The 22556-nt window shown below is 57.2% G+C and carries 20 protein-coding genes; 13 read left to right on the top strand and 7 right to left on the bottom strand.

Annotation, left to right across the window (positions count from 1 at the left end; all coding sequences use genetic code 11):
- Positions 1–597: 597 nt before the first annotated feature.
- Genes HUV30_RS17930 through HUV30_RS17920 form a run of 3 tightly spaced genes read right to left on the bottom strand, consistent with a single transcriptional unit; the run spans position 598 to position 2875 of the window.
- Complete coding sequence (locus HUV30_RS17930; RefSeq protein WP_174406866.1) at positions 598–1275, bottom strand: precorrin-8X methylmutase; 678 nt, start codon at positions 1273–1275, stop codon at positions 598–600.
- On the bottom strand, positions 1253–2629 hold the full coding sequence (locus HUV30_RS17925) for a cobyrinic acid a,c-diamide synthase CobB (protein WP_174406865.1): 1377 nt from the start codon (positions 2627–2629) through the stop codon (positions 1253–1255). Before HUV30_RS17925 ends, HUV30_RS17930 begins: the two co-directional genes overlap by 23 nt.
- 6 nt (positions 2630–2635) lie before the next feature.
- Positions 2636–2875, bottom strand: coding sequence for a hypothetical protein (locus HUV30_RS17920; RefSeq protein WP_174406864.1), 240 nt, complete (start codon positions 2873–2875; stop codon positions 2636–2638).
- A gap of 651 nt (positions 2876–3526) precedes the next feature.
- On the opposite strand from HUV30_RS17920, the gene HUV30_RS17915 reads away from it, so the two are divergent.
- Complete coding sequence (locus HUV30_RS17915) at positions 3527–3919, top strand: Ros/MucR family transcriptional regulator (protein WP_174406863.1); 393 nt, start codon at positions 3527–3529, stop codon at positions 3917–3919.
- A gap of 90 nt (positions 3920–4009) precedes the next feature.
- Here the strand turns inward: HUV30_RS17915 and HUV30_RS17910 are convergent, their stop codons facing one another.
- Entirely contained in the window at positions 4010–4474 is a 465-nt protein-coding gene (locus HUV30_RS17910; protein ID WP_174406862.1) for a hypothetical protein, read from the bottom strand.
- Positions 4475–4841: 367 nt separating this feature from the next.
- Here HUV30_RS17910 and HUV30_RS17905 point away from each other — a divergent pair, with 367 nt between their 5' ends.
- The 9 genes from HUV30_RS17905 (at position 4842) to HUV30_RS17865 (ending at position 13842) form a co-directional block, all read left to right on the top strand.
- Positions 4842–6614 (top strand): methyl-accepting chemotaxis protein, encoded by a 1773-nt coding sequence (locus HUV30_RS17905; protein WP_243452241.1) that lies wholly within the window; start codon positions 4842–4844, stop codon positions 6612–6614.
- A gap of 456 nt (positions 6615–7070) precedes the next feature.
- A complete protein-coding gene (locus HUV30_RS17900; protein ID WP_174406860.1) occupies positions 7071–7838 on the top strand; it encodes a cytochrome c3 family protein in 768 nt (255 codons plus the stop codon).
- Between the two features lie 9 nt (positions 7839–7847).
- The gene (locus HUV30_RS17895; RefSeq protein ID WP_174406859.1) at positions 7848–9029 is read left to right on the top strand and encodes an NADH:quinone oxidoreductase subunit RnfC; all 1182 of its coding nucleotides are present in this window, start codon (positions 7848–7850) and stop codon (positions 9027–9029) included.
- Positions 9029–9988 (top strand): RnfABCDGE type electron transport complex subunit D, encoded by a 960-nt coding sequence (locus HUV30_RS17890; RefSeq protein WP_174406858.1) that lies wholly within the window; start codon positions 9029–9031, stop codon positions 9986–9988. Before HUV30_RS17895 ends, HUV30_RS17890 begins: the two co-directional genes overlap by 1 nt.
- A 3-nt stretch (positions 9989–9991) precedes the next feature.
- Positions 9992–10570, top strand: coding sequence for an RnfABCDGE type electron transport complex subunit G (gene rnfG / locus HUV30_RS17885; RefSeq protein WP_174406857.1), 579 nt, complete (start codon positions 9992–9994; stop codon positions 10568–10570).
- A gap of 29 nt (positions 10571–10599) precedes the next feature.
- Positions 10600–11274, top strand: coding sequence for an electron transport complex subunit RsxE (gene rsxE, locus HUV30_RS17880; protein WP_174406856.1), 675 nt, complete (start codon positions 10600–10602; stop codon positions 11272–11274).
- Positions 11275–11290: 16 nt separating this feature from the next.
- Positions 11291–11863: an electron transport complex protein RnfA gene (locus HUV30_RS17875; RefSeq protein WP_174406966.1), complete on the top strand. Its 573-nt coding sequence runs from the start codon at positions 11291–11293 to the stop codon at positions 11861–11863.
- A gap of 70 nt (positions 11864–11933) precedes the next feature.
- Positions 11934–12815 (top strand): RnfABCDGE type electron transport complex subunit B, encoded by an 882-nt coding sequence (gene rnfB / locus HUV30_RS17870; RefSeq protein ID WP_243452240.1) that lies wholly within the window; start codon positions 11934–11936, stop codon positions 12813–12815.
- Positions 12816–12828: 13 nt separating this feature from the next.
- Entirely contained in the window at positions 12829–13842 is a 1014-nt protein-coding gene (locus HUV30_RS17865) for an FAD:protein FMN transferase (protein WP_174406855.1), read from the top strand.
- A 298-nt stretch (positions 13843–14140) separates the two neighbouring features.
- Here HUV30_RS17865 and HUV30_RS17860 read toward each other — a convergent pair whose 3' ends face one another.
- The 3 genes from HUV30_RS17860 to HUV30_RS17850 all read right to left on the bottom strand — a co-directional run bounded on the left by HUV30_RS17860 (position 14141) and on the right by HUV30_RS17850 (position 16614).
- Positions 14141–14491, bottom strand: coding sequence for a YbjQ family protein (locus HUV30_RS17860; protein ID WP_174406854.1), 351 nt, complete (start codon positions 14489–14491; stop codon positions 14141–14143).
- Between the two features lie 434 nt (positions 14492–14925).
- Complete coding sequence (locus HUV30_RS17855) at positions 14926–16101, bottom strand: HDOD domain-containing protein (RefSeq protein ID WP_174406853.1); 1176 nt, start codon at positions 16099–16101, stop codon at positions 14926–14928.
- A gap of 9 nt (positions 16102–16110) precedes the next feature.
- A complete protein-coding gene (locus HUV30_RS17850; protein WP_174406852.1) occupies positions 16111–16614 on the bottom strand; it encodes a hypothetical protein in 504 nt (167 codons plus the stop codon).
- 189 nt (positions 16615–16803) lie between these two features.
- Here HUV30_RS17850 and HUV30_RS17845 point away from each other — a divergent pair, with 189 nt between their 5' ends.
- The 3 genes from HUV30_RS17845 to HUV30_RS17835 all read left to right on the top strand — a co-directional run bounded on the left by HUV30_RS17845 (position 16804) and on the right by HUV30_RS17835 (position 22438).
- Positions 16804–17277 (top strand): hypothetical protein, encoded by a 474-nt coding sequence (locus tag HUV30_RS17845; protein ID WP_174406851.1) that lies wholly within the window; start codon positions 16804–16806, stop codon positions 17275–17277.
- 91 nt (positions 17278–17368) lie between these two features.
- The gene (locus HUV30_RS17840) at positions 17369–20800 is read left to right on the top strand and encodes a PAS domain S-box protein (RefSeq protein WP_243452239.1); all 3432 of its coding nucleotides are present in this window, start codon (positions 17369–17371) and stop codon (positions 20798–20800) included.
- Between the two features lie 126 nt (positions 20801–20926).
- A complete protein-coding gene (locus tag HUV30_RS17835) occupies positions 20927–22438 on the top strand; it encodes a sigma-54-dependent transcriptional regulator (RefSeq protein ID WP_174406850.1) in 1512 nt (503 codons plus the stop codon).
- Positions 22439–22556: the final 118 nt, after the last annotated feature.

Raw genomic sequence — 22556 nt, 5'->3', positions numbered from 1 at the left:
TGTGCAAGGTTTTTCACCCTGCGCGCAACTCCTTGCACCTTCCATTGCACAACCACTCAAACACAAACAGCCGCAATGCACTGATTTTAAAGAACAACACATTTTGGCACGCTCCATGCTCTATTGCTCACAACAAACGGAGCACAAATGCAACGCAATTCAACATATACTCAATCCCCTTTCACCAATCATGAACTCACTCCCATGATTGATTTCATACAAGAACAGATTGCCACCTCCTCAGAAGCCCAACGGCAATCAGTTCGCCTCCTTATGAGGTGGTGGCTTGAAGCTGGCCGCCACCTCACTCCCGAAAGTGAACACCCTGTACATACCCAGTAAACGCATTGGAACCTCCCTAAGCACTCACCTCATCTCCTCAACGCATCAGGGCGGGGATTCGAAGCTTCCCCGCCCTGAAGGAGACGGAACAAATTTTCCAGCTCATCTCCTCAACTCCAGAAACTCCCTTAACAGTCCGGTTCCCCCGCCGGAAAACACGAACGGCCCGAAAGGGCCGTTCGCAGTTTGTGCAAGAGAGCTTCCACCAGCCTGACAGAGCAAGGGAAGTGCCGTTTCACCGGCAGAGGCCAACATCTATGTACGCAGCGCCATCTCGGCCAGTGCATTCACCGTTGCCGCGGCAAGGGGTGAGCCCCCCTTGCGCCCGCGAATGGTGATATAGGGCACTGCGGTCTGACCCACGAGAAGTTCCTTCGACTCTGCGGCGTTCACAAATCCCACGGGCATGCCGATAATCAGGGCAGGAGCCAGCCCTCCGGCTGCAAGGTGTTCCATCAGGCGGATAAGCGCGGTGGGTGCGTTGCCAATGGCCATGATGCATCCCTGCAGCTCGCCACGGGCCGCATCCATGGCGGCATGAGCGCGGGTTGTGCCGTTCGTTTTGGCAGCCGCCACCACATCGGGCCTGTTCAGCAGACACTGCACCGTGCAGCCCAGAGGCTCCATACGGCGCAGGGGCATGCCGGAACGGGCCATTTCCGTATCCGTAAACACGGTGCACCCGTTGCCAAGGGCGTTCAGTCCCGCTTCCACAGCCTGAGGATGAAAAGCGATATGGTTCAGCAGATCAAAATCAGCCGAGGTGTGAATGAGTCTGCGGGCAATCTCCCACTGCGCACCGGCAAAGGGGCGGGGTTCCGGCACTTCGCTGTCGATGATCTCGAAGGAACGCGCCTCGATGGTCTCGGGGGTAAAATAAGGCTGAAGCGTGGTCAAGATGCTGTTTCCTTTACCGCGCTCCGGCGCAGGCATCCACAAAGGCCGTTGCAAGAGCGGGATTCGAGGCAAAATGGAGGTGGACGTATGAACCCAAGGTGTTTCTGCGGACAAAGCCTTCCGACTGCGGGCGCCAGTCCCGCCGGTCGCGCAGCTTGTATATGGCGAGCGCCTCGGGATCTTCTTCCGAAATGTGGGAATAGTGGAATTCATGCCCGCGCGCCACGGTCCACGGCGCTCCCAGAATGGAAGGCGCCATGGTTGTTATCTCACGGTACCCCAGCGCACGGAACCGCACATCCATGCGGCATTCCATTGCAAAGCAACCGCACATGGGCAGCAGTGTCCCTGCGCCGGTGCGCAGGCCCTGCATCAGATACATGAATCCGCCGCATTCCGCATAGACCGGTTTGCCGCTCTCTGAAAAACGGAACACGGCCCGCCGCATGGACTCGTTATCTGCCAATGCTTCGGCATGCACTTCGGGGTAGCCGCCGCCGAAATACAGGCCGCTCACTCCCTCGGGCAGATCCTCGTCTTCAAGCGGGGAAAAGAAACACAGCTCAGCTCCGGCTTCCTCAAGAAGCCGCAGGTTGTCGGCATAATAGAAACAGAATGCGGCGTCACGCGCCACGCCGATTCGGGCGCGCACAGGCACCTTGGGGGTCACGCGCGGCAGCCCGGGATAGAGCTCCGGCAACAGGGAAAGAAAGGCGGGAATATCCACAGCGCTTTCTATCCAGTCGGCCATGGCATCCCTGTGCTCTGCCGAGAGCGGATGCTCATCTGCAGTCATGAGTCCCAGATGCCGCGAAGGCACCGCAAGCGTGTCATCACGCTGCAGGCAGCCGGCAAGATGCACGTCGGGACAATAGGTTTTCATGGCCTCTGCAAGCAGGGATACGTGATTATCGCTTCCCACCCTGTTGAACAGAACACCCGCAAAGGTCAGGCCCGGATCGAACGAGGTATACCCCTGTATCAACGCGGCTGCGGAACGGGCCATGGAGCGGGCGTCGGCCACGAGCAGCACCGGCGCGTTCAACCATTTGGCGATCTCGGCCGTGGAACCGGACTCGCTGCTGCCGGAAGCGCCGTCAAAAAGCCCCATGACGCCCTCGATAATGGCGACATCGGGTACGTCCTGCGCCTGAATGGTGTGTCGGGTGAAAATATCCTGCACCGTCCCGGCATCGGTCATCCAGCCGTCAAGATTGTGGCCGGTGCGCCCGGTGACAATGGCATGATGGCCGGGATCGATGAAATCCGGCCCTACCTTGAACGCCTGCACCTTGAGTCCGCGCCGCACAAGAGCGGCCATGAGCGCAAGACTCACAAGCGTCTTGCCGCACCCACTGTGCGTTCCCCCCACTACAAGCATTCTGGTCATGAACTGCTACAGCTCCCTGCGGGAAAATTTACGTGCCATTATTTCCGCATCGTCAGGCTGAGCGCTTACCTGCAACTCAGGAGCAGATCCGAAGCAGGTAAATTCCCCCCGCTCCATGATGACATACCCTGCGGAGATAACCTTGGTATAAGGCATCTGTTCACGCATATCGGCGTGGTCGACTCTCTGGGGGAAGATGAAGGGGACAGGCTGACCTGAAAAATCTTCGAACATGATGTACTTCATATGGTTCGGCTCCGGATGTGACTATGGCATTGATTCCCCCTTTTACGCATTTTGCTCAAAAACGTCCATCCGGCCGGAACACTAAGCCTGCAGCCAATCTGCTTCTCTTCTTCTCCACAGGGGATCGGCATGGCAGCTTCCCGTTTCTCCAAGCCCTGCAGCTTTCGGCAACCGTCTGTTCTTCCGGAGAGGTCCAACCTCCTCCGGCGTTCCGGAATGCCGTCTAGACCAAACGCCTGCGGGCATCAGATACCCGCCTGCAGTCCCACTCTTCCTACGTCATTATCATGTGATTTACGGCGCAAAACTTCATCAGAGGAACCCGGACAAATTTCAAAACTGCATAAGATCACGCAAATCGGCGCAGTAATCCACATCAGCTGCATCATAAACCCTTATCCACATTCATTCCGTACGCTACTTCATAGCATGGAGACATATTTCAATGGCAACTATCCCCTCTTGTCCTTTCCCTTATTTAAACCGGTCTCTCTATTACCGTTACGACATCGCATCCGCATTACCAATAACATTATATTCAAAAAAGCATTGCACTTTTCGATGTTTTCTGAAATAAAACGCCGGAGTCACGATCCTTCTTCACCACTGTTGAGAAAATCGTGCCACTGTCCCACCCGGAGGAGCAGAAGAATGGAAAACTACCTGAAAGAAGCTCTTGAAATAGTAAAGGCTCAGGCCAGTGTCCGGACCATGACGGAAGAGGAAATCACCACCATGGTCAAGAAACTCGCTGACGGCATTAAAGCCATCAGCGAAGGCTGTGCCGCGGGCGATGATACTGACACGGTGGAAATGGACCCCAAGAAGGCCATCAAGGAAAAGACCATCACCTGTGTCGAATGTGGCAAGTCTTTCAAGATTCTGACCAAAAAACATCTCGCCACTCACGGACTGACGGTTGAAGAGTACCGTGAGAAGTGCGGCTACAAGAAGGGCACCCCCCTTGTATGCAAGTCCCTGCAACGGGAACGCCGCAAGAAGATGAAGGACATGAAGCTGTGGGAACGCCGCAATCAGGACTAGCCCCTGTCACACGATTTTTACGAAAAGGCATCGCACGATGCCTTTTTCTATTTCCTGCCCCCTATTGCAGACTGGAAATGAGCCTGGCCCCTATTCCGCGCTGTTGCCGTTTGCTCTGCCAAGGGCTGGGTCCACGAGCATGAGCAATTCTTCTGTCCATTTTCCTGTCACAAGATTCAAATATAAATACGGCTTCTCCGGCCGCCCCCCCGCCACGGAACAGTCGTCCGGGGCATTCAGCCAGTACACATGATAGACGGCATGTTCCGTAAAACGTTGTGTGCAGAGCAGCTCGTACGGGCCATACTCTGCAACATATGCCTCCAGCAGCACTTCGGGGCTCTGACCCGCCACATGGGTGCGGATATTCCTTGTAACGGACCAGACAACACCGCCCAGTTCCTTGCGCGTCAGCAACACCTGAAAGAACCCGCCGTCCGCATATCCCTGCCGGGTTACAAGGCGCTGCCCCATCAGTACCCCTTTTCCATTACGCCACTCTTCCACACGCGATTGCGGATGCGCCGCGAGCACGGCAGCTGCAGAATCCCCCAATCGTGTCCCAAGTACAGACGCACCGCTTCCGGCACTGCTCCGTGCTGCGTTCAAAGGTGCATTCGCAGTCAACAGGGCACCGGTGTCACCCCGCACGGCGACCGGACACAATATAAGCAATAAGACATACAGAAAATAACGACAGCGGATTGCACGCTGTTTGCAAAAAGAATATGGTACCAACAATACCAATAGTTTTTTGACAGCCATTACAGTTGCTCCAATTCCGGTTCAATATGCAGCGTAAATAGCCATTACTCTATTTTTGGCCCATCTGTCACAGCGCTTTCAGCCTGATCGCAAAAAGATATCGATACAGCAAGTGAGGGGTTCCTTCGTGAAGAACATGAGCATTCGTTGGAAAATTATGTTGCTGGTACTGCTTGGTCCAGTGGTGATATCCTTCATCATGGCCTGGCTACGGGTGGATGATATCAAAACCAACGCCATTGCGGCACAGGTAAAGAAAAGCCGTTCTCTCGTGCTTATGGCGGAAGCAGCGCGGGAAGAGATGTCAAACAAACTGAGCCTGGGCGTTATTGTACCATTCGACCAGCTTCCGCCCGACAAGATTCTCGAAGCGGTTCCCATTGTCACCGCCATGAAGACTGCCGCACTCAAGGCCAAAGAAGCAGGCTATGAACTGCGGGTTCCCAAAGTTTCTCCGAGAAACCCGAAGAACACCCCCACAGCACTTGAACTTGCCGTACTGAAAGAGCTCAAGGCTCAAAATCTTTCTGAAAAGGTGCTGGTATCAGATGATGCCGTGCGCTATTTCCGCGCAGTGCGTCTCACGAAGGAATGCCTTTACTGCCACGGTGATCCGGCAGGCGAAAAAGACGTGGTCGGCGGCATAAAGGAAGGCTGGAGAGAGGGAGAAATTCACGGTGCGTTCGAAATAATCACGCCCCTCAAAGAAGCCAACGACCAGATATTCCAGGCAAAGATAACCATATCGCTGTTCACTGCCGTGATTCTGACCATCATCTTCGGCGTTGTCTGGCTGCTCATGAACAAGAGCGTCATCAACCCTCTGCTCAGCATCCAGAACTTTGCTTCTGCTGTTGCAGGTGGCAACCTGAATGCCAAACCCGAGGGAAATTTCTCGGCCGAACTCGGCAAGGTAAAGGGTGCCATTGAAACGATGGTGGACACCCTGCGCGCCAAAATGCTGGAAGCAGAAGAAAAGAACCGGCAGGCAGCACAGGCAACCAAGCAGGCGGAATCCGCCCTTGCGGAGGCCAATCAGCAGCAGCAGAAGGTTTCCACGCTGCTCACCACCATAACCCATGTGGCGCAGGAAGCCAGTGATATAGCTCAGAAGGTATCGCTGGCAACCGAGGCGCTTGCCGCACAGGTGGACGATGTTTCCGACGGCATGGCCCAGCAGTCGACCCGCACCGGCGAAACAGCCACCGCCATGGAAGAAATGAACGCCACGGTTCTGGAAGTGGCCCGCAGTTCCGGCAACTCTGCCGCCAGCGCCGAAGCCGCCAAGGCACAGGCCCTGACAGGCGCAAAGATTGTTGAAGAATCCGTTACCGCCATCAGCAAGGTTCACCAGCAGGCACAGAGCCTGAAGGGTGAGATGACCCAGCTCGGCAAGCAGGCGGACGACATCAGCCGCATCATGGACGTCATCAGCGACATTGCCGACCAGACCAACCTGCTGGCCCTTAACGCGGCCATCGAGGCTGCCCGTGCAGGTGAAGCAGGCAGAGGCTTTGCGGTGGTCGCCGACGAAGTGCGCAAACTGGCAGAAAAAACCATGCAGGCCACCAAGGAAGTGGGGCAGGCCATCAATGCCATTCAGCAGAGCGCCCGCAACAACATCCGCAGCATGGACGAGGCAGCTTCCAGCGTTGAAACGGCAACATCTCTGGCGCACGACTCAGGAAAGGCCCTGCAGAAGATTGTGACCCTTTCCGAGGAAAACTCCGATCAGGTCCGTGCCATTGCCACGGCCGCCGAACAGCAGTCCGCCACCAGTGAAGAGATCAACCGCGCGATTGATGACATCAGCCGCATCGCTGGAGAAACCTCAGACGGCATGCAGCAGGCAGCTGAAGCTGTGAACAGCCTTGCCGAACTGGCAAAAAATCTGGCTGCCCTGATCAGCGAAATGAACAAGCAAAGCTAACAGTTCCGCAAAACCGACAAACAAGCCCCCGCAGGTACCCTGCGGGGGCTTTCTTATTGGCCTTTTACCGTGCAGCTCTGCGGCACCCACGCGACGCTTCCATAATACGATCATCCGGCACCATCAATTATGCATTCTGATGCCCGCACATCAAATTTCAGCCCGCCCTCGATGGAAGAGGAAAAACGGTCGGCATCATCACAAAAGAACGTCATTCCTCTGGCATTATTTGCAGTAAATTATGTTTTTTTACTGCCTCTGCGGAGCGTTTGAGTACTCACATAACTGCTTAACCACCTGAAAACAGGATCATAGTCCCATTTTTATGAGTGAGCACACAAAAAAGCACCCGATCTTTTCAAAATTCGCAAAATGGTCTAAAGCAATCGACGCCAACAGATATCTTTCGCATTTCGTACAGTTAGGTTTAACACCAAGTTTCGAGGAAGGTGTACCTTGCCAAAGAGATACTTTCCCATCGCCGTGCTGACCGGTATTCTGGCAGCCGTCGCCCTTTTCGGCTACATGACTCCGACCAAGTCGGAAACCACCCCCGTCCGCATTCTCATGGATAATGCCGGCGGCAAGGTGATTTTCAATCATGTGGCCCACACCAGGGATTACGGCGCAGCCTGTGAAACCTGTCACCATGAGACCGCAGCCGGAGATACGGAACCTCTCTCCTGCGGTCAGTGCCATGGGGCCAACGTCACCGATGCCTGGGTGAAGGAACATCAGACATCCTTTACCAAGGACCTCCAGTGCGCGACCTGTCACCATGTCGAGTTCGCCAAGGACCACGACTGGGGTCACAAAATGCATGAGGATATCGCCTCCTGCACGGATTGCCACCACGCTGACACGAACATTGAACCGGAGCCCACCAACTGCGCGGACTGCCACCAGGCCGAAGCAGATGGAAAGATGCCCGCCCTGCGCGATGCCGTGCACGTGAAGTGTCAGTCCTGCCACGCGGAAATGTTCGAGGCGCAACTCAAGGGTTGCAGCAACTGCCACGGCGAAGTGAACCAGAAGGAAGCACTCAAGGCCGGCCAGATGGACAAGAAGTTCACCAAGTGTACTTCCTGCCACACTGACAAGGGCGTGACCGAAGTCATCCCCAGCCGGATGACCGCCCTTCACGCCAGCTGCATGGGTTGCCACGAAAAGCAGGATGCCGGCCCTTACAAAAAGGGCGAGTGTAACCAGTGTCACTTCCGTTAGGAGAGCAATATGAGTAACGCTGTTTTCTCTCTGACCTACGGAGACATGGGTAGCTTTCAGGAAGGTCCTGTTCCCGCCGAACTGCGCATTCCTCTTGCCGGTCATGAACTCAAGACCGTGAAGAAGAAGGCAGAAGTGGTTCCGGGTACACTCGTGGCCGACCACAAGAACGCCAAGACAGGTAACATGCACGCCGGCATAGCCGGGGTGGTGACCGACATCACCGCAGACAGCATAGTCATTGCCGCGCAGGAACCCGCCGAACCCGCATCCGTAGCAGCCGTAGACGTGTCCGCCCTTACCGGCGATGCGCTTTCCAACGCACTGAAGGAACTGGGCGTGGATGTGCGCCCCCTGATCAAGAAGTGCGACACCCTGATTATCAACGGACTGAACCCCGAGCCCGGCATCACCTTTGCCGAAACCCTGCTGGGGCAGCACAAGGGAACCATCGAAGCCGGCCTTGCCGTGCTGAGAAAGCTCTCTCCCGCCAGCAAGATGATGCTGGCCTGTGCAGAAGGTTCAGCCGCCTCCCTTTCGGGCCTTACCAATGTTGCCGTGAAGCCCGTATATCCCAACAGCCTTGATGAACTGCTTATCGCCAAGGCCACCGGCAGCGAAAAGAGCACCGGTGTGCGGGTGTTGCCCCTGCATACCCTGTTCAACCTCGGCCAGGTTGCCCAGACCGGCATGCCCCTCACCAAAACCGTGGTGAGCGTACAGGGCGTGAACTACATGGTCACCATCGGCACCCCCGTGAGCACCCTGCTGCAGCACGCCGGCCACACCATTGCCGACGGCGACATGATCATTGTCGGCGGCCCCATGCGCGGCACTGCCGTAGCCGACCTCATGCGCGGCGTGGGCAAGGATACGCAGGGTCTCTTCCTCATCAAGAAGGGCACCTTCGCTCCCGTGACCAACAAGCAGTGCATAAGCTGCGGCGAGTGTGTGCTGCACTGCCCCTCGCGGATAATGCCCAACCTCATTACCCGCTATGTGGAATTCCGTCAGTTCGACCAGTGCTCCGACCAGAGCATTGACGTCTGCATGGAATGTGGCCTGTGCGCATACTACTGCCCGGCCCGCCGTCCCATGCTGCAGCTGATCAGGCTCGGCAAACATCAGATCGCCCTCAAGGAAGCTCAGGTAAGCGCCTGTTCCCTGCAGGGTGCAGAGGGGGCTGCATAATGTCCAACGAAGCATTGCCAACCGCGCCCATTCTGGCTGTAGGTGCCGCGCCCCATTTCCATTGCGGCACAAGCATTCAGGGCATGATGCGCAACATCCTCATCGCCCTTGCTCCCGCCATTGCCGGTGCCCTGTACTGGTATGGCATGGAAGCAGCACGGGTAATGGCTCTTGCCGTTTCCACGGCAGTTGTTGTTGAAGTTCTCGCAACCAAGGCCATGCACCGCGAAGTGATGGTAGACGACCTGCACGCCGTTGTAACCGGCCTGCTTTTCGCCTTCCTGCTCCCCGCCGGTGCACCCTGGTGGCTGGTTATAACCGGCACTGCCGTCTCCATGCTGATGGGCAAAATGCTCTTCGGCGAACTGGGCGGTTCTCCGGTTGTCGGTCCCGCAGTGGGCTGGGCCTTCTGCCGCGTTTCCTGGCCGCTGTTCGTTGACCCGAACGCGACCATGCTGAACACCGAAATGGTGAACCCGCTTACCCAGCTGAAGTACTTCGGTGCTGCGCAGGTGAGCAACTTCAGCATTCCCGCCCTGCTCTCCGGCGATCAGCTCGGCGCTCTGGGTGCAATGCAGGTGGGTGCCCTGATCATCGGCGGCATCTATCTCATCATCCGCGGCACCATCCGCTGGCAGATTCCTGCGGGCTTCATCATCGGTGTGCTGGGTCTCGGCGGCCTTTACTACGCCATAGACCCCACCCTGTATGCGAACCCCGTGTTCCACCTGCTGACCGGCTCCACCATGCTGGCAGCCTTCTTCCTGATGACGGATTCCTCCTCCTCGCCCAACGGCAACGTATCCCGTCTGGTATACGGCATTGTCGGCGGCGTGCTGGTGGTTCTCATCCGGACCTACGGCAAGTATCCCGACGGTGTCATGTTTGCGGTTCTTCTCGCCAACATGGTCAGCCCGCTGGTGGACCTCATCAAGCCCAAACCGTTCGGAGCGAGGTAAGCCATGCGTGAAATAATCAAAATGATCGTTGTGCTTTCCGCAATCTGCGGTCTTTCCGGCTTCTGTCTATCCTACCTCAAGCAGCTGACCGCCCCCGCCATTGAGAACCAGGTTCTCACCTATGTGCAGGGTCCGGCCATCAAGCAGGTTCTGGCCGACACCGACAACGACCCCATTGCGGACCGCAAGAAGTTCACGAACCCCGCCACCGGCAAGGAAATCAACGTATTTCCCGCCATCAAGGGCGGCAAGCTCGTTGCCATCGCCCTTGAAGACTTCGGCGCAGGCTTCGGCGGTGACATTGGCGTTATCGTTGGTTTTAACGTGGAAAACGACACCCTTGCCGGTATCGGCGTTACGACCATGAAGGAAACTCCTGGTCTCGGCACCGTGGTAGCGGATGCCCGATTCACCAAACAGTTCAAGAAGCAGCCCATGAATGTGGACCTCAAGTCCAAGGGTGGACAGATTGACGCACTTTCCGGTGCTACCATCTCTTCCACCGGTGTTGTGACTGCCGTTCAGAACGCTGCCAAGGTGTATCAGGCCATCAAGTCCGAAGCCACGGGCACCTGGAAATAGCCGGTCGTGAACCGATAAAGGAGAATACAATGGCCAGCATGTGGAAAGAGTTTTCCAAGGGTCTGTGGGCGGAAATTCCGCCGTTCCGGCTTATGCTCGGACTGTGCCCTACGCTTGCCGTTACGAAATCCGCCAACAACGGTCTCGGGATGGGTCTTGCAGTTATCTTCGTTCTTGCCCTGTCCAACGCCGTTATCTCGCTGATTCGTAACATTATCCCCAAAAAGGTACGTATCGCCTGTTACATCGCCATCGCAGCTTCGCTCGTTGTGGCGGTGGAACTGCTTATGCAGGCGTACACCTACCCCCTTTACCAGCAATTGGGCATATTCGTGCCCCTTATCGTTGTTAACTGCATCATCCTCGGCCGCGCGGAAGCCTTTGCAGGCAAAAACCCCGTGCACCTGTCCATTGCGGACGGCCTTGGCATGGGCATAGGCTTCACCATGTCGCTGACCTTCCTCGGCGCCCTCCGCGAAATTCTCGGATACGGCACGTTGTTCGGTCATCACCTGTTCGGCCCCGGCTTCCATCCGGTTCACTTCATGGTAGAGGCTCCCGGCGCGTTCGTATCGCTCGGTCTTATCCTCGCCTGCATGAACCTGATGAGCATCCGCAAGGCTATGCGCCGCGGTGAAAAGCCCGCCGAAAACCCCATGCCCGGCTGCGAATCCTGTCGCGGTTGTGCAATGGGCAGAGATTAGGAGGTACTGAATCATGATGGATTACTTCCTGCTTCTCATATCAGCGGTCTTTGTTAACAACGTTGTTCTTGCCCAGTATCTTGGTCAGTGCCCCTACCTTGGCTGCTCCAAGGAAAAGGGCGTGTCCATCGGCATGGGCGCGGCGGTTATCTTCGTTATGATCATCGCCACCCCCATTACCTGGCTTATTCAGTTCAACGTGCTTGTACCCCTGGGGCTGGACTATCTGCAGACGATCATGTTCATTCTGGTCATTGCAGCACTGGTTCAGCTGGTGGAAATGTTCCTGAAGAAGGCCGTTCCCCCGCTGTACAGCTCTCTCGGCATATTCCTGCCGCTCATCACGACCAACTGCGCCGTTCTCGGCGTGGCCATCGTGGTACAGCGTGAAGGCTTCGACCTCGGCACGTCCACCTACTATTCGTTTGCCACCGGCCTCGGCTTCATGCTGGCGCTGATCCTGCTCGCGGCAATCCGCGAACGGCTGGAGATCTCCCGTCTGCCTCTCGCCATGCGCGGCGTTCCTGCCGCACTGGTGCTGGCGGGTATCATGTCCATGTCGTTCATGGCGTTCTCGGGCATGATCTAGGCATACGACGTCTAGGGCAAAGAGGTAATTGACCCCCTGATACGGGGGCATAACCACAAGGATAAGCATTATGCTGACATCTGTACTTTCTCTGCTCGCACTGGGCTTCATCGCCTCGGTCGTGCTTTCCGTGGCTTCCCGCGTGTTCTACGTGGAAGAAGACCCCAGAGTGGAAGCCGTATCCGAAGCGCTGCCGGGCGCCAACTGCGGCGGTTGCGGTTTTGCAGGATGTGACGCCTATGCCGCTGCCGTTATTCAGGACCCCTCGGTTTCCGCAGGCCTGTGCTGCGCCGGTGGTCCGGAGGTTGCTGCCAAGGTTGCCGAGCTTGCCGGAAAGGCTGCCGGTAGTGCCGAACCCCAGATATCCTTCCGCCGCTGCGTGAAGGACGAGGGCAAGGTAAAGAAAAAATACGAGTATCAGGGCCTTGACTCCTGTGCGGCCTCCGCACAGCTGCAGGACGGCCCCGATGCATGCAAGTACTCCTGTCTCGGCTTCGGGGACTGCGTGAAGGTTTGCAACTTCAACGCCATGTACCTTGAAGGCGGACTGGTGCGCATTGATCCCGAAAAGTGCGTCGCATGCGGCGCCTGTGTGGGCGTGTGTCCCAACAAGATTCTGGAAATGATTCCCCGTCGCGCCCGCGTTCAGGTCTTCTGCTCCACCCTGGACAAGATGAAAGACGTCATGAACGTGTGCGAAGCCGGCTGCATCAACTGCGGCAAGTGCGTGAAGAAGTGTCCTGCCAACGCCATTTCCAATGCGGAAGGCAACATCAGGATCGATCACGTGGCCTGCCTTGCCTATGGCCCCGATTGTGAAGAAGCCTGTGTGGAAGCATGTCCCCGCAGCATTCTGCGCCTCATGTGCCACAACAGCGTGGCGCATAAGGCAGAAGCCGCTGTCGCTGCCGCGGCAGCTGCTCCGGAACAGCAACCCCAAGCCACCGCCTAAAGGAGCGAAGAGCATGAATACTGATCGTCGCCAGTTCCTCAAGGCATGCGGCCTGCTCGGCCTCGGCGCCGCCGTTAACGGTGTGCTCCCCGTGGTTTCCGAAGCTGCCCGCATCGGCAAGGAATACTCGGTGCACCAGACCCGCCTGATGATGGGCACCATTGTCACCATCACCGCACTGCATCCTTCCAAGCAGCTGGGTGAGGAAGCCGTGGGCCGCGCCTTTGAGGAAATCAAACGCCTTGAAGCCGTGTTCTCCCGCTTTGACGCTTCCACCCCCGTGTCCGTGCTGAACAAGGATGGCAAGGTATCCGGCATTCCCGCCGAGCTTGCCGAAGTGATGGACCGTTCCAAGCGTTTCGGCAGCCTTACCGACAACACCTTCGACGTGACCGTGCAGCCTGTTGTGGACCTGTTCCGCGCCAAGCAGAACCTGAACGGTGCACTCGACCTGTCCAGAGAAGAGTTCGAACACGCGCTGTCTCTGGTCGGCCAGCAGGACCTCAAGCTTTCCGGCCGCAGCATCCGTCTGGACCGCGAAGGCATGGGCATCACGCTGGACGGCATCGCCAAGGGCTACATCGTGGACAAGGCATCCGCCGTTCTCGCGGCACATGGTGCCGTGAACCACATGATCAATGCCGGTGGCGATATCCGCACCATGGGCGAAAAGGACAAGGCAACCCCCTGGACCATCGCCATTGAAGACCCCGCCAAGAACGGCAACTACCCCACCGTGATCTCCATGAACACCGGTGCCGTTGCCACCTCCGGCGGATACGAAGTCTTCTACGACAAGAAGCACATGTACTCACACCTCGTCAGCCCTGTGTCCGGCAAGAGCCCCAATAACGTGGCATCCGTGTCCGTTACCGCTCCCACCGTCATGGAAGCCGACGCGTTGGCGACTGCAGTGAGCATCATGCAGACCCGCAAAGGCCTGCAGTTCATCAACAGCCTGCCCGGGCGCGAAGCTCTCATCATCGCCAGAACCGGCGAGCAGTTCGCTACCCCCCGCTGGGCCTAGACTGAACAGCACAGCAATATGAAAGGCCGCCCCTCGGGGCGGCCTTTTTCATGTCCGGTTCTCATGTCCGATTACATTACGAAACAATGCAAAAAAAGAACCGCCCCCAGCCGGAGACGGTTCTTATCACATACGTCATTTCACAAAGCAGGAGTCAGCTCCTGAATCCGGATAGCGGCACGGAGTCTGTACGTCAAACTACTGACGATCCGGCCCCCCCTGCATGGAGACACTCCATTCCTTCCGGCCTGCATCCCGCAGACCAGCAAGAAACTCCCGTGCCTGAACGAAGCACCAGCTAGACCGTAATGGACTTCTTGGGCTTCTCGAACTGTACGGCCGTGCCGTAGCAGCAGAAATATTTGCTTCCGTCAGGGTGGAAAGCCACGTTTTCCTTGTAGCCGATAATGGCCTGCGCACCCTTGTTCACGGCGCGGGCGGCCATGCCGAAGAAGGCTTCGTCAGAATCATACCCGCGGCAGACAACCAGACCGAGCACCTTGCCCAGCGCTCTGCCTTCAAGAACTTCGGTGGTGACCACGGGAAAACGTCCCGTCATGAACAGTTCCTTCACCACTTCCATGTTTTCCGTACGAGGGGCATCCGCCTTGCGGGCCTTCTTATCGTTCCCACCAAGTAAAAACAGCATGGCATCCTCCTTATCACAGACGCCGCAGCGCCATGTTGTTGTCAGTATGCTTCAGACTGTGCAAACCCCTTGCCAGAATGACCGAAAATTCCCCCTATGCGGTTACATACTCGACAACCAGCCGGAAACACAGCGTTGTTTCACGGGAAACACAGAGGTCCCCCCCGTCCTCGTACGGCGTACAGGTAACATGGTAAGGCGGAAAATAAGGACGCCCAGTTCACAGATCAGTTCACAGATCGGTTCACAAATCGGTTCATGGACCGGTTCATGCGGTCTGCAGCCGGAGGCAAGCCCGATGCAAGCTCGATGCATGTCACCATGCGCGCAGCGTACGGAAAATTGACACCACGCGGCCAGAGCAACCGATGCGGGTAGAGAAAGGACAAGGGAGTAAGGGAATAAGAGAGGAAACAGCGGCAGCCTGCCCCGCGCTAGTGGAGCAGCACGCTGAACATGTCGGCAAGCAACGCGTCGAGCTCATTCTCCACTGCCTGAAGATCGGCAACGGAAAGCCCCATGCGGCTCCATGCCTCTTCACTGAGCGGGGGAACCAGAGCCTCTTCGGTCGAAGCCAGCCCGATGGCCTTGGCCATGATATCCGCCACATGCACCACATGCGGCTCAAGGAACTTTTCGGACTTTTCGGGGAGATGATGATGCAGCACCCCCATAGTAACCGAAAAGGGGAAATTCCACTTGCGCAGCAGGATGCCGCCCAGACGGGCATGATCGAACCCGACCACCTCGGCTTCCGCCGCATACAGGGGTATGCGCTTTTCCAGCGCCACCCGCATGATGAGGGAGGCCTTGCCCGGCCGGGATGTGCAAAGCGCCGCCCGCCCGATATCGTGCAGCAGACCGCACACGAAGTAGCGTTCCGGTTCCGGCAGCTTTGCCCTTTCCGCAAGCCGCTGGGCGATACTCCCCACGGCAATGGAATGCTTCCAGAAGGACTTCATGTCAAACCGCCCTGTTCCGGCTTCCTTGAAGGCATCCATGGCAGCAACACCGAGTGCCATGTTGCTGAGCTGCTTCATGCCCACCACGGTCACGGCGCGGGAAATGGTGTCTATCTGCGAAGGAAAGCTGTAGAAGGCGCTGTTTACAAGACGGAGCAGAAAGGCGGAGAGCCCTGCATCGCGGCTCACCACGGCGGCCACGTCGCAGGCGGAACTTTCCGGATTATTGATGATCAGCTGCAGTTCAAGCACGATCTGCGGCAGCGAGGGCAGCTTCATGTCGCCCTGCAGCACATCCAGCGGGTCCAGAGAGGTACGATCCGCGCCCGCGCCAGTCATACCGGGCGCACCAGTCACACCGGTTGCGCCAGTCACGCCCGCAGGAGCAACGTCGGAAGACAGGGTGCAGGCTACCGTATCCTTGAGGCACCAGCGCAATGCCATGTCAAAGAGGGCCGCATTCACCGGGTGCCGGTTATCCGCAAACTTGAAGCGCGCGGCACACACCTTGGCCGCATGCACCAGCGGATCCTGCCCGCCTTCAGGAAGGGCTGAGCCCTCCGAACCGGCGGGTACGGCAGAAACCGCAGCATCCGGACGGGCTGTCTGTACTCCCTTGCGGGAAATAGGCTTGCCGGAATCCTGCATGTTCCTCCCTTATAGAATAGGAATCTGCCCGAGTGACGCCTTCAGCAGATACACACCCACAGCAATGACATACCAGACAAGGCCGAAAAGCACTATCTTAAGGGAAAGAAGAAAGAACCGTGTCTTGCGGTTGCGCATGGCAATAACCAGCGCCAATCCTTCTGCGGTGGTATCGCCGCGCAGCTCGGATATCCAGTGCAGCCGCACCACGCCGTTCAGAGCCACAGCCAGACTCAGAAGCACGAACACCAGCCCGATGATGAGCGGATAGCCGCTCCACGGTCCCGCTGCCACGATGCGATGGCCCGAAAACCCCGTAACGGAAATGGCCAGCGCACCGATGCCGAAAACAGCCTGTGTACGCTGATGCAGCACGGCAAACTGCCCCTGCAGGCTCTTCCACACCTCGGCCTCGTTGCCGAGCACTGAAAGCATGTAGCGAAACTCTTCTCTGTTCTTTTCAGTCACGATGGTCTTTTTCATTTCCACATAGTTACAGGAATCATCTTCCATGGCAATATACATACACTTTTGAAGATGCCCTCCGGCCCTTTGCCCCGCAGGCACGCTACCACCGCGAACCAAGCAGCTTGACGACTTGGCTATGCTGCTTCATTAATGGGCGCATAGGTGATGCCGTCCAAGGTGCAAGGAATCATCACCCACCTCACATTCAGCATGCAACCGGATACGATCGAGACAATGAACACACTTGAAAAGCTTGACCTTCCGTGGGAGGTCATCACGCTTATTGGCGCAGACAAAATTCCCGCGACCAAACTGCATTTGTACAACGCCATACTCTACGGTATTGCAGAACGGTACAAGCGCCACGGGCTGGAATGGATAAAGACGCACGCCCATGAAATCCGCACGCAGATATGCGCCGCAGCACGCTATGCCGGCGAGGACCTCTGCGGCACGCTGCATGGCTGCGGGTGGGAAGAGGCCTGCGCCGAGGCAGAATCCCTGCTCGCTGACGATATCCGGCCCGCGGCAGACGCCACGACTCCGGACCAGCACAGTGACGGGCAGCCAGCCCGGCAGCCGAGCGACCAGCCGGACGAATTACCAAATGAACGGGCAAATGAATCGGCAAACGATCCGACAGACAATCCGGCAAGCTATCCGACAAACGATCCGGCAAACGACCCGGCAGACAAATCGCCGGAATAGCCTGCCCCATAACCCCCTGTTTCATGAAACACACCTTTCCTGCGCCCTGCATGGGCCGGCATGACATCAACCCCGCAGCACAGAGGCCCCTGTGACCCTATTCCGTTCCCGTACCCTTTCCGCTTTCCTTGCTGCGGTCATGTTGATGCTGTTCGCCGTGGCCCTGTTCCCTGTGCATGCTTCTGCCGCCCAGAAGGTGCGCAAGAACATTCTGTTTCTGAATTCATATCACAACGGCTATTCCTGGTCGGACAACATCTTCACCGGCGTCAAGGAATCGCTGGAGCAGAGCGACTATGCCATTGTGCTGCAGGTCGAATACATGGACTCGAAAAAGTTCCATTATGAAGACACGGTACAGACGCTGGTAAGCCTCTACCGCGACAAGTTCCGCGACAAGCACTTCGACGCCATCATTGTTTCCGACAACATCGCCTACGACTTCATACTCCAGTACGGCGAAGAGCTGTTCCCCGGCGTGCCGCTCATTTTCTGCGGGGTAAACGACTTCAATGCCGCAAGTATCGAAGGGCGCAACATCACCGGCGTTGTGGAATCTTTTGACGTGCTCGCCAATCTGGACACGGCCATGAGCCTGCATCCCGGCATGCACCACATGGTGGTCATCGGTGACAAGTCCGTCACCGGCAAGGCCATACGCACGCAGATTCAGCAGGCGCTGCCTTTCTTCAAGGACCAGCTCACGGTCGAATACTGGGACGAATACACCCTGGACCAGATGCTCAGCCGCGTCAGACAGGCCGGGCAGGATACCTTCTTCTACTTCATTCCCATGTACCGCGACATAGACGGGCAATTCTTCTCGGCCCGTGAACTGCTGCAAAAGGTTCGCGCCAACACCAACGCCCCGCTCTATTCCAACTGGTCCTTCCTGCTCGGCTACGGCATAGTGGGCGGCAAACTGCTCTCCGGCGAGGCCCACGGTGCGGCCGCCGCCCGTCTGGCTCTCAAGGTGCTCAACGGCACCAGCCCCAGAGACATTCCCGTGGTCACACAGAGCGACGAGCCGTGGGAGTTCGACTACAACGAACTCAAACGCATGCACGTGAGCGAACGCCAGTTGCCCAAGGGCTCCATCGTTATCAACGCCCCCAGCCGGTTTTATGAACTGAACAAGCAGGTTTTCTGGACCATCATCGTCAGCCTTGTCATCCTGACGGTAACGCTGGTGCTACTGGTCATGAACGTGCTGGAAAAGCGCTCGGTCGAACTGCGCATCAAGGACCAGCTTTCCTTCCTGCGGCTGCTCATGGATACCATTCCCATACCCATCTATTCCAAAGACAAGTATGGGCGGTATCAGGAATGCAACGTGGCATTCGAACGCTTTTTCAATGTTTCACGCGCAGAGATTCTCAACCGCAACGAATGGCAGTTGCAGGGACTGGGCCTCTCGCAGCTGCATGACTCGGTGGACAGCGTGCTGCTGCGCGAACCCGGCGTAGAGATTTACGAACAGACCATTACCCCCGCGAGCGGTCCGCTCGGCGGCCTGCCCCACAACATCATTCTGCACAAGGCCACCAACATAAACGCCCGCAAGGAAATTGCGGGACTCGTGGGCATCATATTCGACTTCACTGACCGTAAAAAGGCAGAAGACAGCCTGCGCGCGGCAGAAGAAAAATACCGCTCCATATTTGAAAACTCTCCGCTGGGCATTTTCCGTATCAAGCCGGACGGCGACCTTGTGGACATTAACCCCGCCCTCGCCAAGATGGCCGGATACGATTCCCAGCAGGATCTGCTGGAAAACATGCCGGAGATTCCCCGCCATTTCATCAGTGAGCTGAAGCTCACGGGCGACAGCGCCACGGGCGAAGAAATCCGCACCTTTGAAAAGGCCATAACCACCCGCGACGGCTCATCCCTCATTGCCAACATCTCCATCAGAATCATCCGCGACCGGCTCGGCAACGTGGATCTGCTCGAAGGCTTTGCCGAAAACGTGACCAAGCGCAAACGGGCAGAAAAGGCCCGCCGCGAATCCGAGCGCATGCTCCAGCTCGTGCTGGACAACATTCCCCAGCTGGTTTCATGGAAAGACAAAACCCTGCGCTACCTCGGCGCGAACAAGTCGTTCATGAACTTCTTCGGTGTTACCGCCACCAATGCGCTCATCGGCAAGACCAACATGGACATCTTCCCCAACCCGTCAGAGGCGGAAGCCCTGTTCGATGCCGAAGCCAAGGTGGTGGCGGACAACAGCGCCCAGTACCAGACGCGCCTTTCCATCACGGACACGCTGGGCGGCGAGGTGTGGCTTGAGACCAACCGCGTGCCCCTGCACGGTGACGACGGCGAGGTGGTGGGGCTGCTCACGGCGGCGGAAGACATCACCCAGCGCATCAACCTTGAACGCCAGTTGCTGCAGTCGCAGAAGATGGAAGCCATCGGCACGCTGGCCGGGGGCATTTCCCACGACTTCAACAACATTCTCACGTCCATCATCAACTCCGTTGAGCTTGCGCTCTCGGACGTGGACGAGGATTCCCTGACGTGGAGCGACATGACCCGCGCACTCAGGGCCGCACAGCGCGGCAGCCAGTTGGTGAAGCAGATTCTCACCTTCAGCCGCCCCTCGCTGGAAGGCTTCATGAGCACCAATCTGAATGAAGTGCTGTCCGAAGCCTCCGGCCTCATCAAGGCGTCCATGCCCCGCAACATCGAGATACGCGAACGCCTGCCGGAATTCCCCGCCGTGGCGCATGCCGACCCCACCCAGATTCATCAGGTGGTGATGAACCTGTGCACAAATGCGTTCCAGTCGCTGCGTGATCTGGGCGGGTTCCTTGAACTCAGTCTGGACCTTGTGCGGCTGGAAGACGAGATAGCCAAGCTGCTCAACGTTGCAACCGGCAACTATTTCATGATTACGGTGGCAGACAACGGGCCGGGCATTCCACCCGAAATTCTGGACAAGATTTTTGATCCGTTCTTCACCACCAAGGGCAAGACAGAAGGCACAGGACTCGGCCTTGCCGTGGTGCACGGCATAGTCAAGGCGCACAGGGGCGGCATTCTGGTCAACAGCAAGCCGAACCAGCGCACCGCGTTCGAGATATATCTGCCCTGCATGGAACAGATTGCCGCACCGGACGATGGCCCGCTTGGCGAACCCGTTGCCGGTGCCGGACACATTCTGTTTGTGGAAGACGATGAAGATCAGCTGCACACCATACCGCGAGTACTGGAAAGTCTGGGCTATTCCGTGCATGCCGCCGAGCACCCCAGAAACGCTCTGGCCCTGCTGCGGGAAGCACCGCAGGCATTTGACCTGCTCATAACCGATTTTGACATGCCGGACATAAACGGTCTGGAGCTTGCCGAAGAAGCTACCATCATTGCACCGGGCCTGCCCATCATCCTTGTGTCCGGACGCGATGTCGCGTCGCAGGGGGCGGGGGCCATTCCATCCATCCGCACCATTATCAGCAAGCCCTACAACAAGATCATGCTGGCAGACGCCATACACCGCATCCTTGTCCAGCGATCGGTATAGCACCCTCTTCCTGCGCACCGCAGTTCTGGACAAAAGTGTCTTTTACGATGATGATGAAAAGACAGTATCACTAAAAGTTTGAAGAGTATTTCCCGCACACCGAACACAGCCAACAGCCCGAGAACCATGCCCAAGATCCTTGTCATAGATGACGACAGACACATCTGCGAGACTATCCAGAGCCTGCTTGCCCGCCTGAACTACCAGTACCGGGCCGAGCATACCATTACCGACGGCCTGAAAGCCCTGCAGGAAGATTCTTTCGACGTGGTGTTTCTCGACATACGCCTTCCGGACGGCAACGGCCTTACCGCCCTGCCGCAGATACGCAGCACGCCCGACGCACCCGAAGTGATCATACTCACCGGCGAGGGTGACCCCGATGGCGCAGAGCTCGCCATTCAGGGCGGTGTATGGGATTTTCTGGTCAAGCCCACGCCCATAAAGCAGACCACCCTCACGCTCAAGCGCGCGCTGCAATACCGCGAAGAAAAACAGAGCAAGGGCTCTGCCCCTGTTGCGCTGAACCTTGAGAACGTCATCGGCTCCAGCGATGCCATGCGCACCTGCTTCAATCTTGTGGCACAGGCGGCCATGACGGATGCCAACGTGCTTATCACCGGCGAAACAGGTACCGGCAAGGAACTCACCGCGCGCACAGTGCACGCCAACAGCCTGCGCCGAAACAACCGGTTTGTGGTGGTTGATTGCGCCGCGCTGACTGAAACCCTTGTGGAATCCACCCTTTTCGGCCACAAGAAAGGTGCGTTCACAGGCGCGCAGCAGGATCAGGACGGTCTGGTCAAGGTTGCCGACAAGGGCACCCTCTTTCTTGATGAAGTGGGCGAGATGCCGCTTTCCATTCAGAAATCTTTCCTGCGTTTTCTGCAGGAGCGCGTGTTCCGCCCAGTGGGCGGCACACAGGAGATAAAGAGCGACTTTCGCCTCATATCGGCCACCAACAAGAATCTCGATGAGATGGTGGAGCGCGGCGAATTCCGCAAGGACCTGCTCTTCCGCCTGAAGACCATGCATATCGAGCTGCCCCCGCTGCGGCTGCGCTGCGAAGACGTAAAGCCCCTCGCCATGTTCTACATAAACAGACTGTGCGAGCAGTACGGCGTGCCCAACAAGGGATTCTCGTCCGACTTCTTCACCATGCTCTCCAATTACGAATGGCCGGGCAACGTGCGTGAACTATTCAACGTGCTGGAACGGGCCTTTGTGGCTTCCGGCATGGAATCCATGCTCTACGCCATGCACCTGCCGCAGGACCTGCGCATCAAAATAGCCAAGGCCAACCTCACCCGCGGAGGGAGCTCCCATGCCGCAAAGGTGGAATCGCCGGTGTACGGCATTACACCGCAGGCCGTGCCCGCCCCCGGCCGGAGCCCGGCACCGGCAGATGGCAGCGCCTCCTATTCTCTGTCTGGAAAAAAAGACACTGCCACCTGCGGCGATTCACTATTGGATGGACCAATACCTGAGTTGAAGGACTTCAAGAATTTGATGGAACGCAAATATATTGAGGCCATTATTGCGCAGACAGACGGCAACGTGCAGGAGATTATCCGCCTTTCCGGCCTTTCCCGCTCACACTTCTACGCCTTGCTGAAAAAGAATAATATCACCCTATAATTTTACGAAGCTATGGTGTAGCATTTACAAAAGTCTTCCGGTGCTGGATCGGAGGCTTCTTTCCCTATTGTTTGTGCGCTCATTTTGCTGTATGAAATCCCATTCACCCATAGTTAGT

It is taken from the genome of Desulfovibrio subterraneus, assembly GCF_013340285.1.
GTDB lineage: Bacteria > Desulfobacterota > Desulfovibrionia > Desulfovibrionales > Desulfovibrionaceae > Halodesulfovibrio > Halodesulfovibrio subterraneus.
The sequence above is the reverse complement of the archived record's forward strand: the minus strand, read 5'-3'. Positions and strand labels throughout refer to the sequence as shown.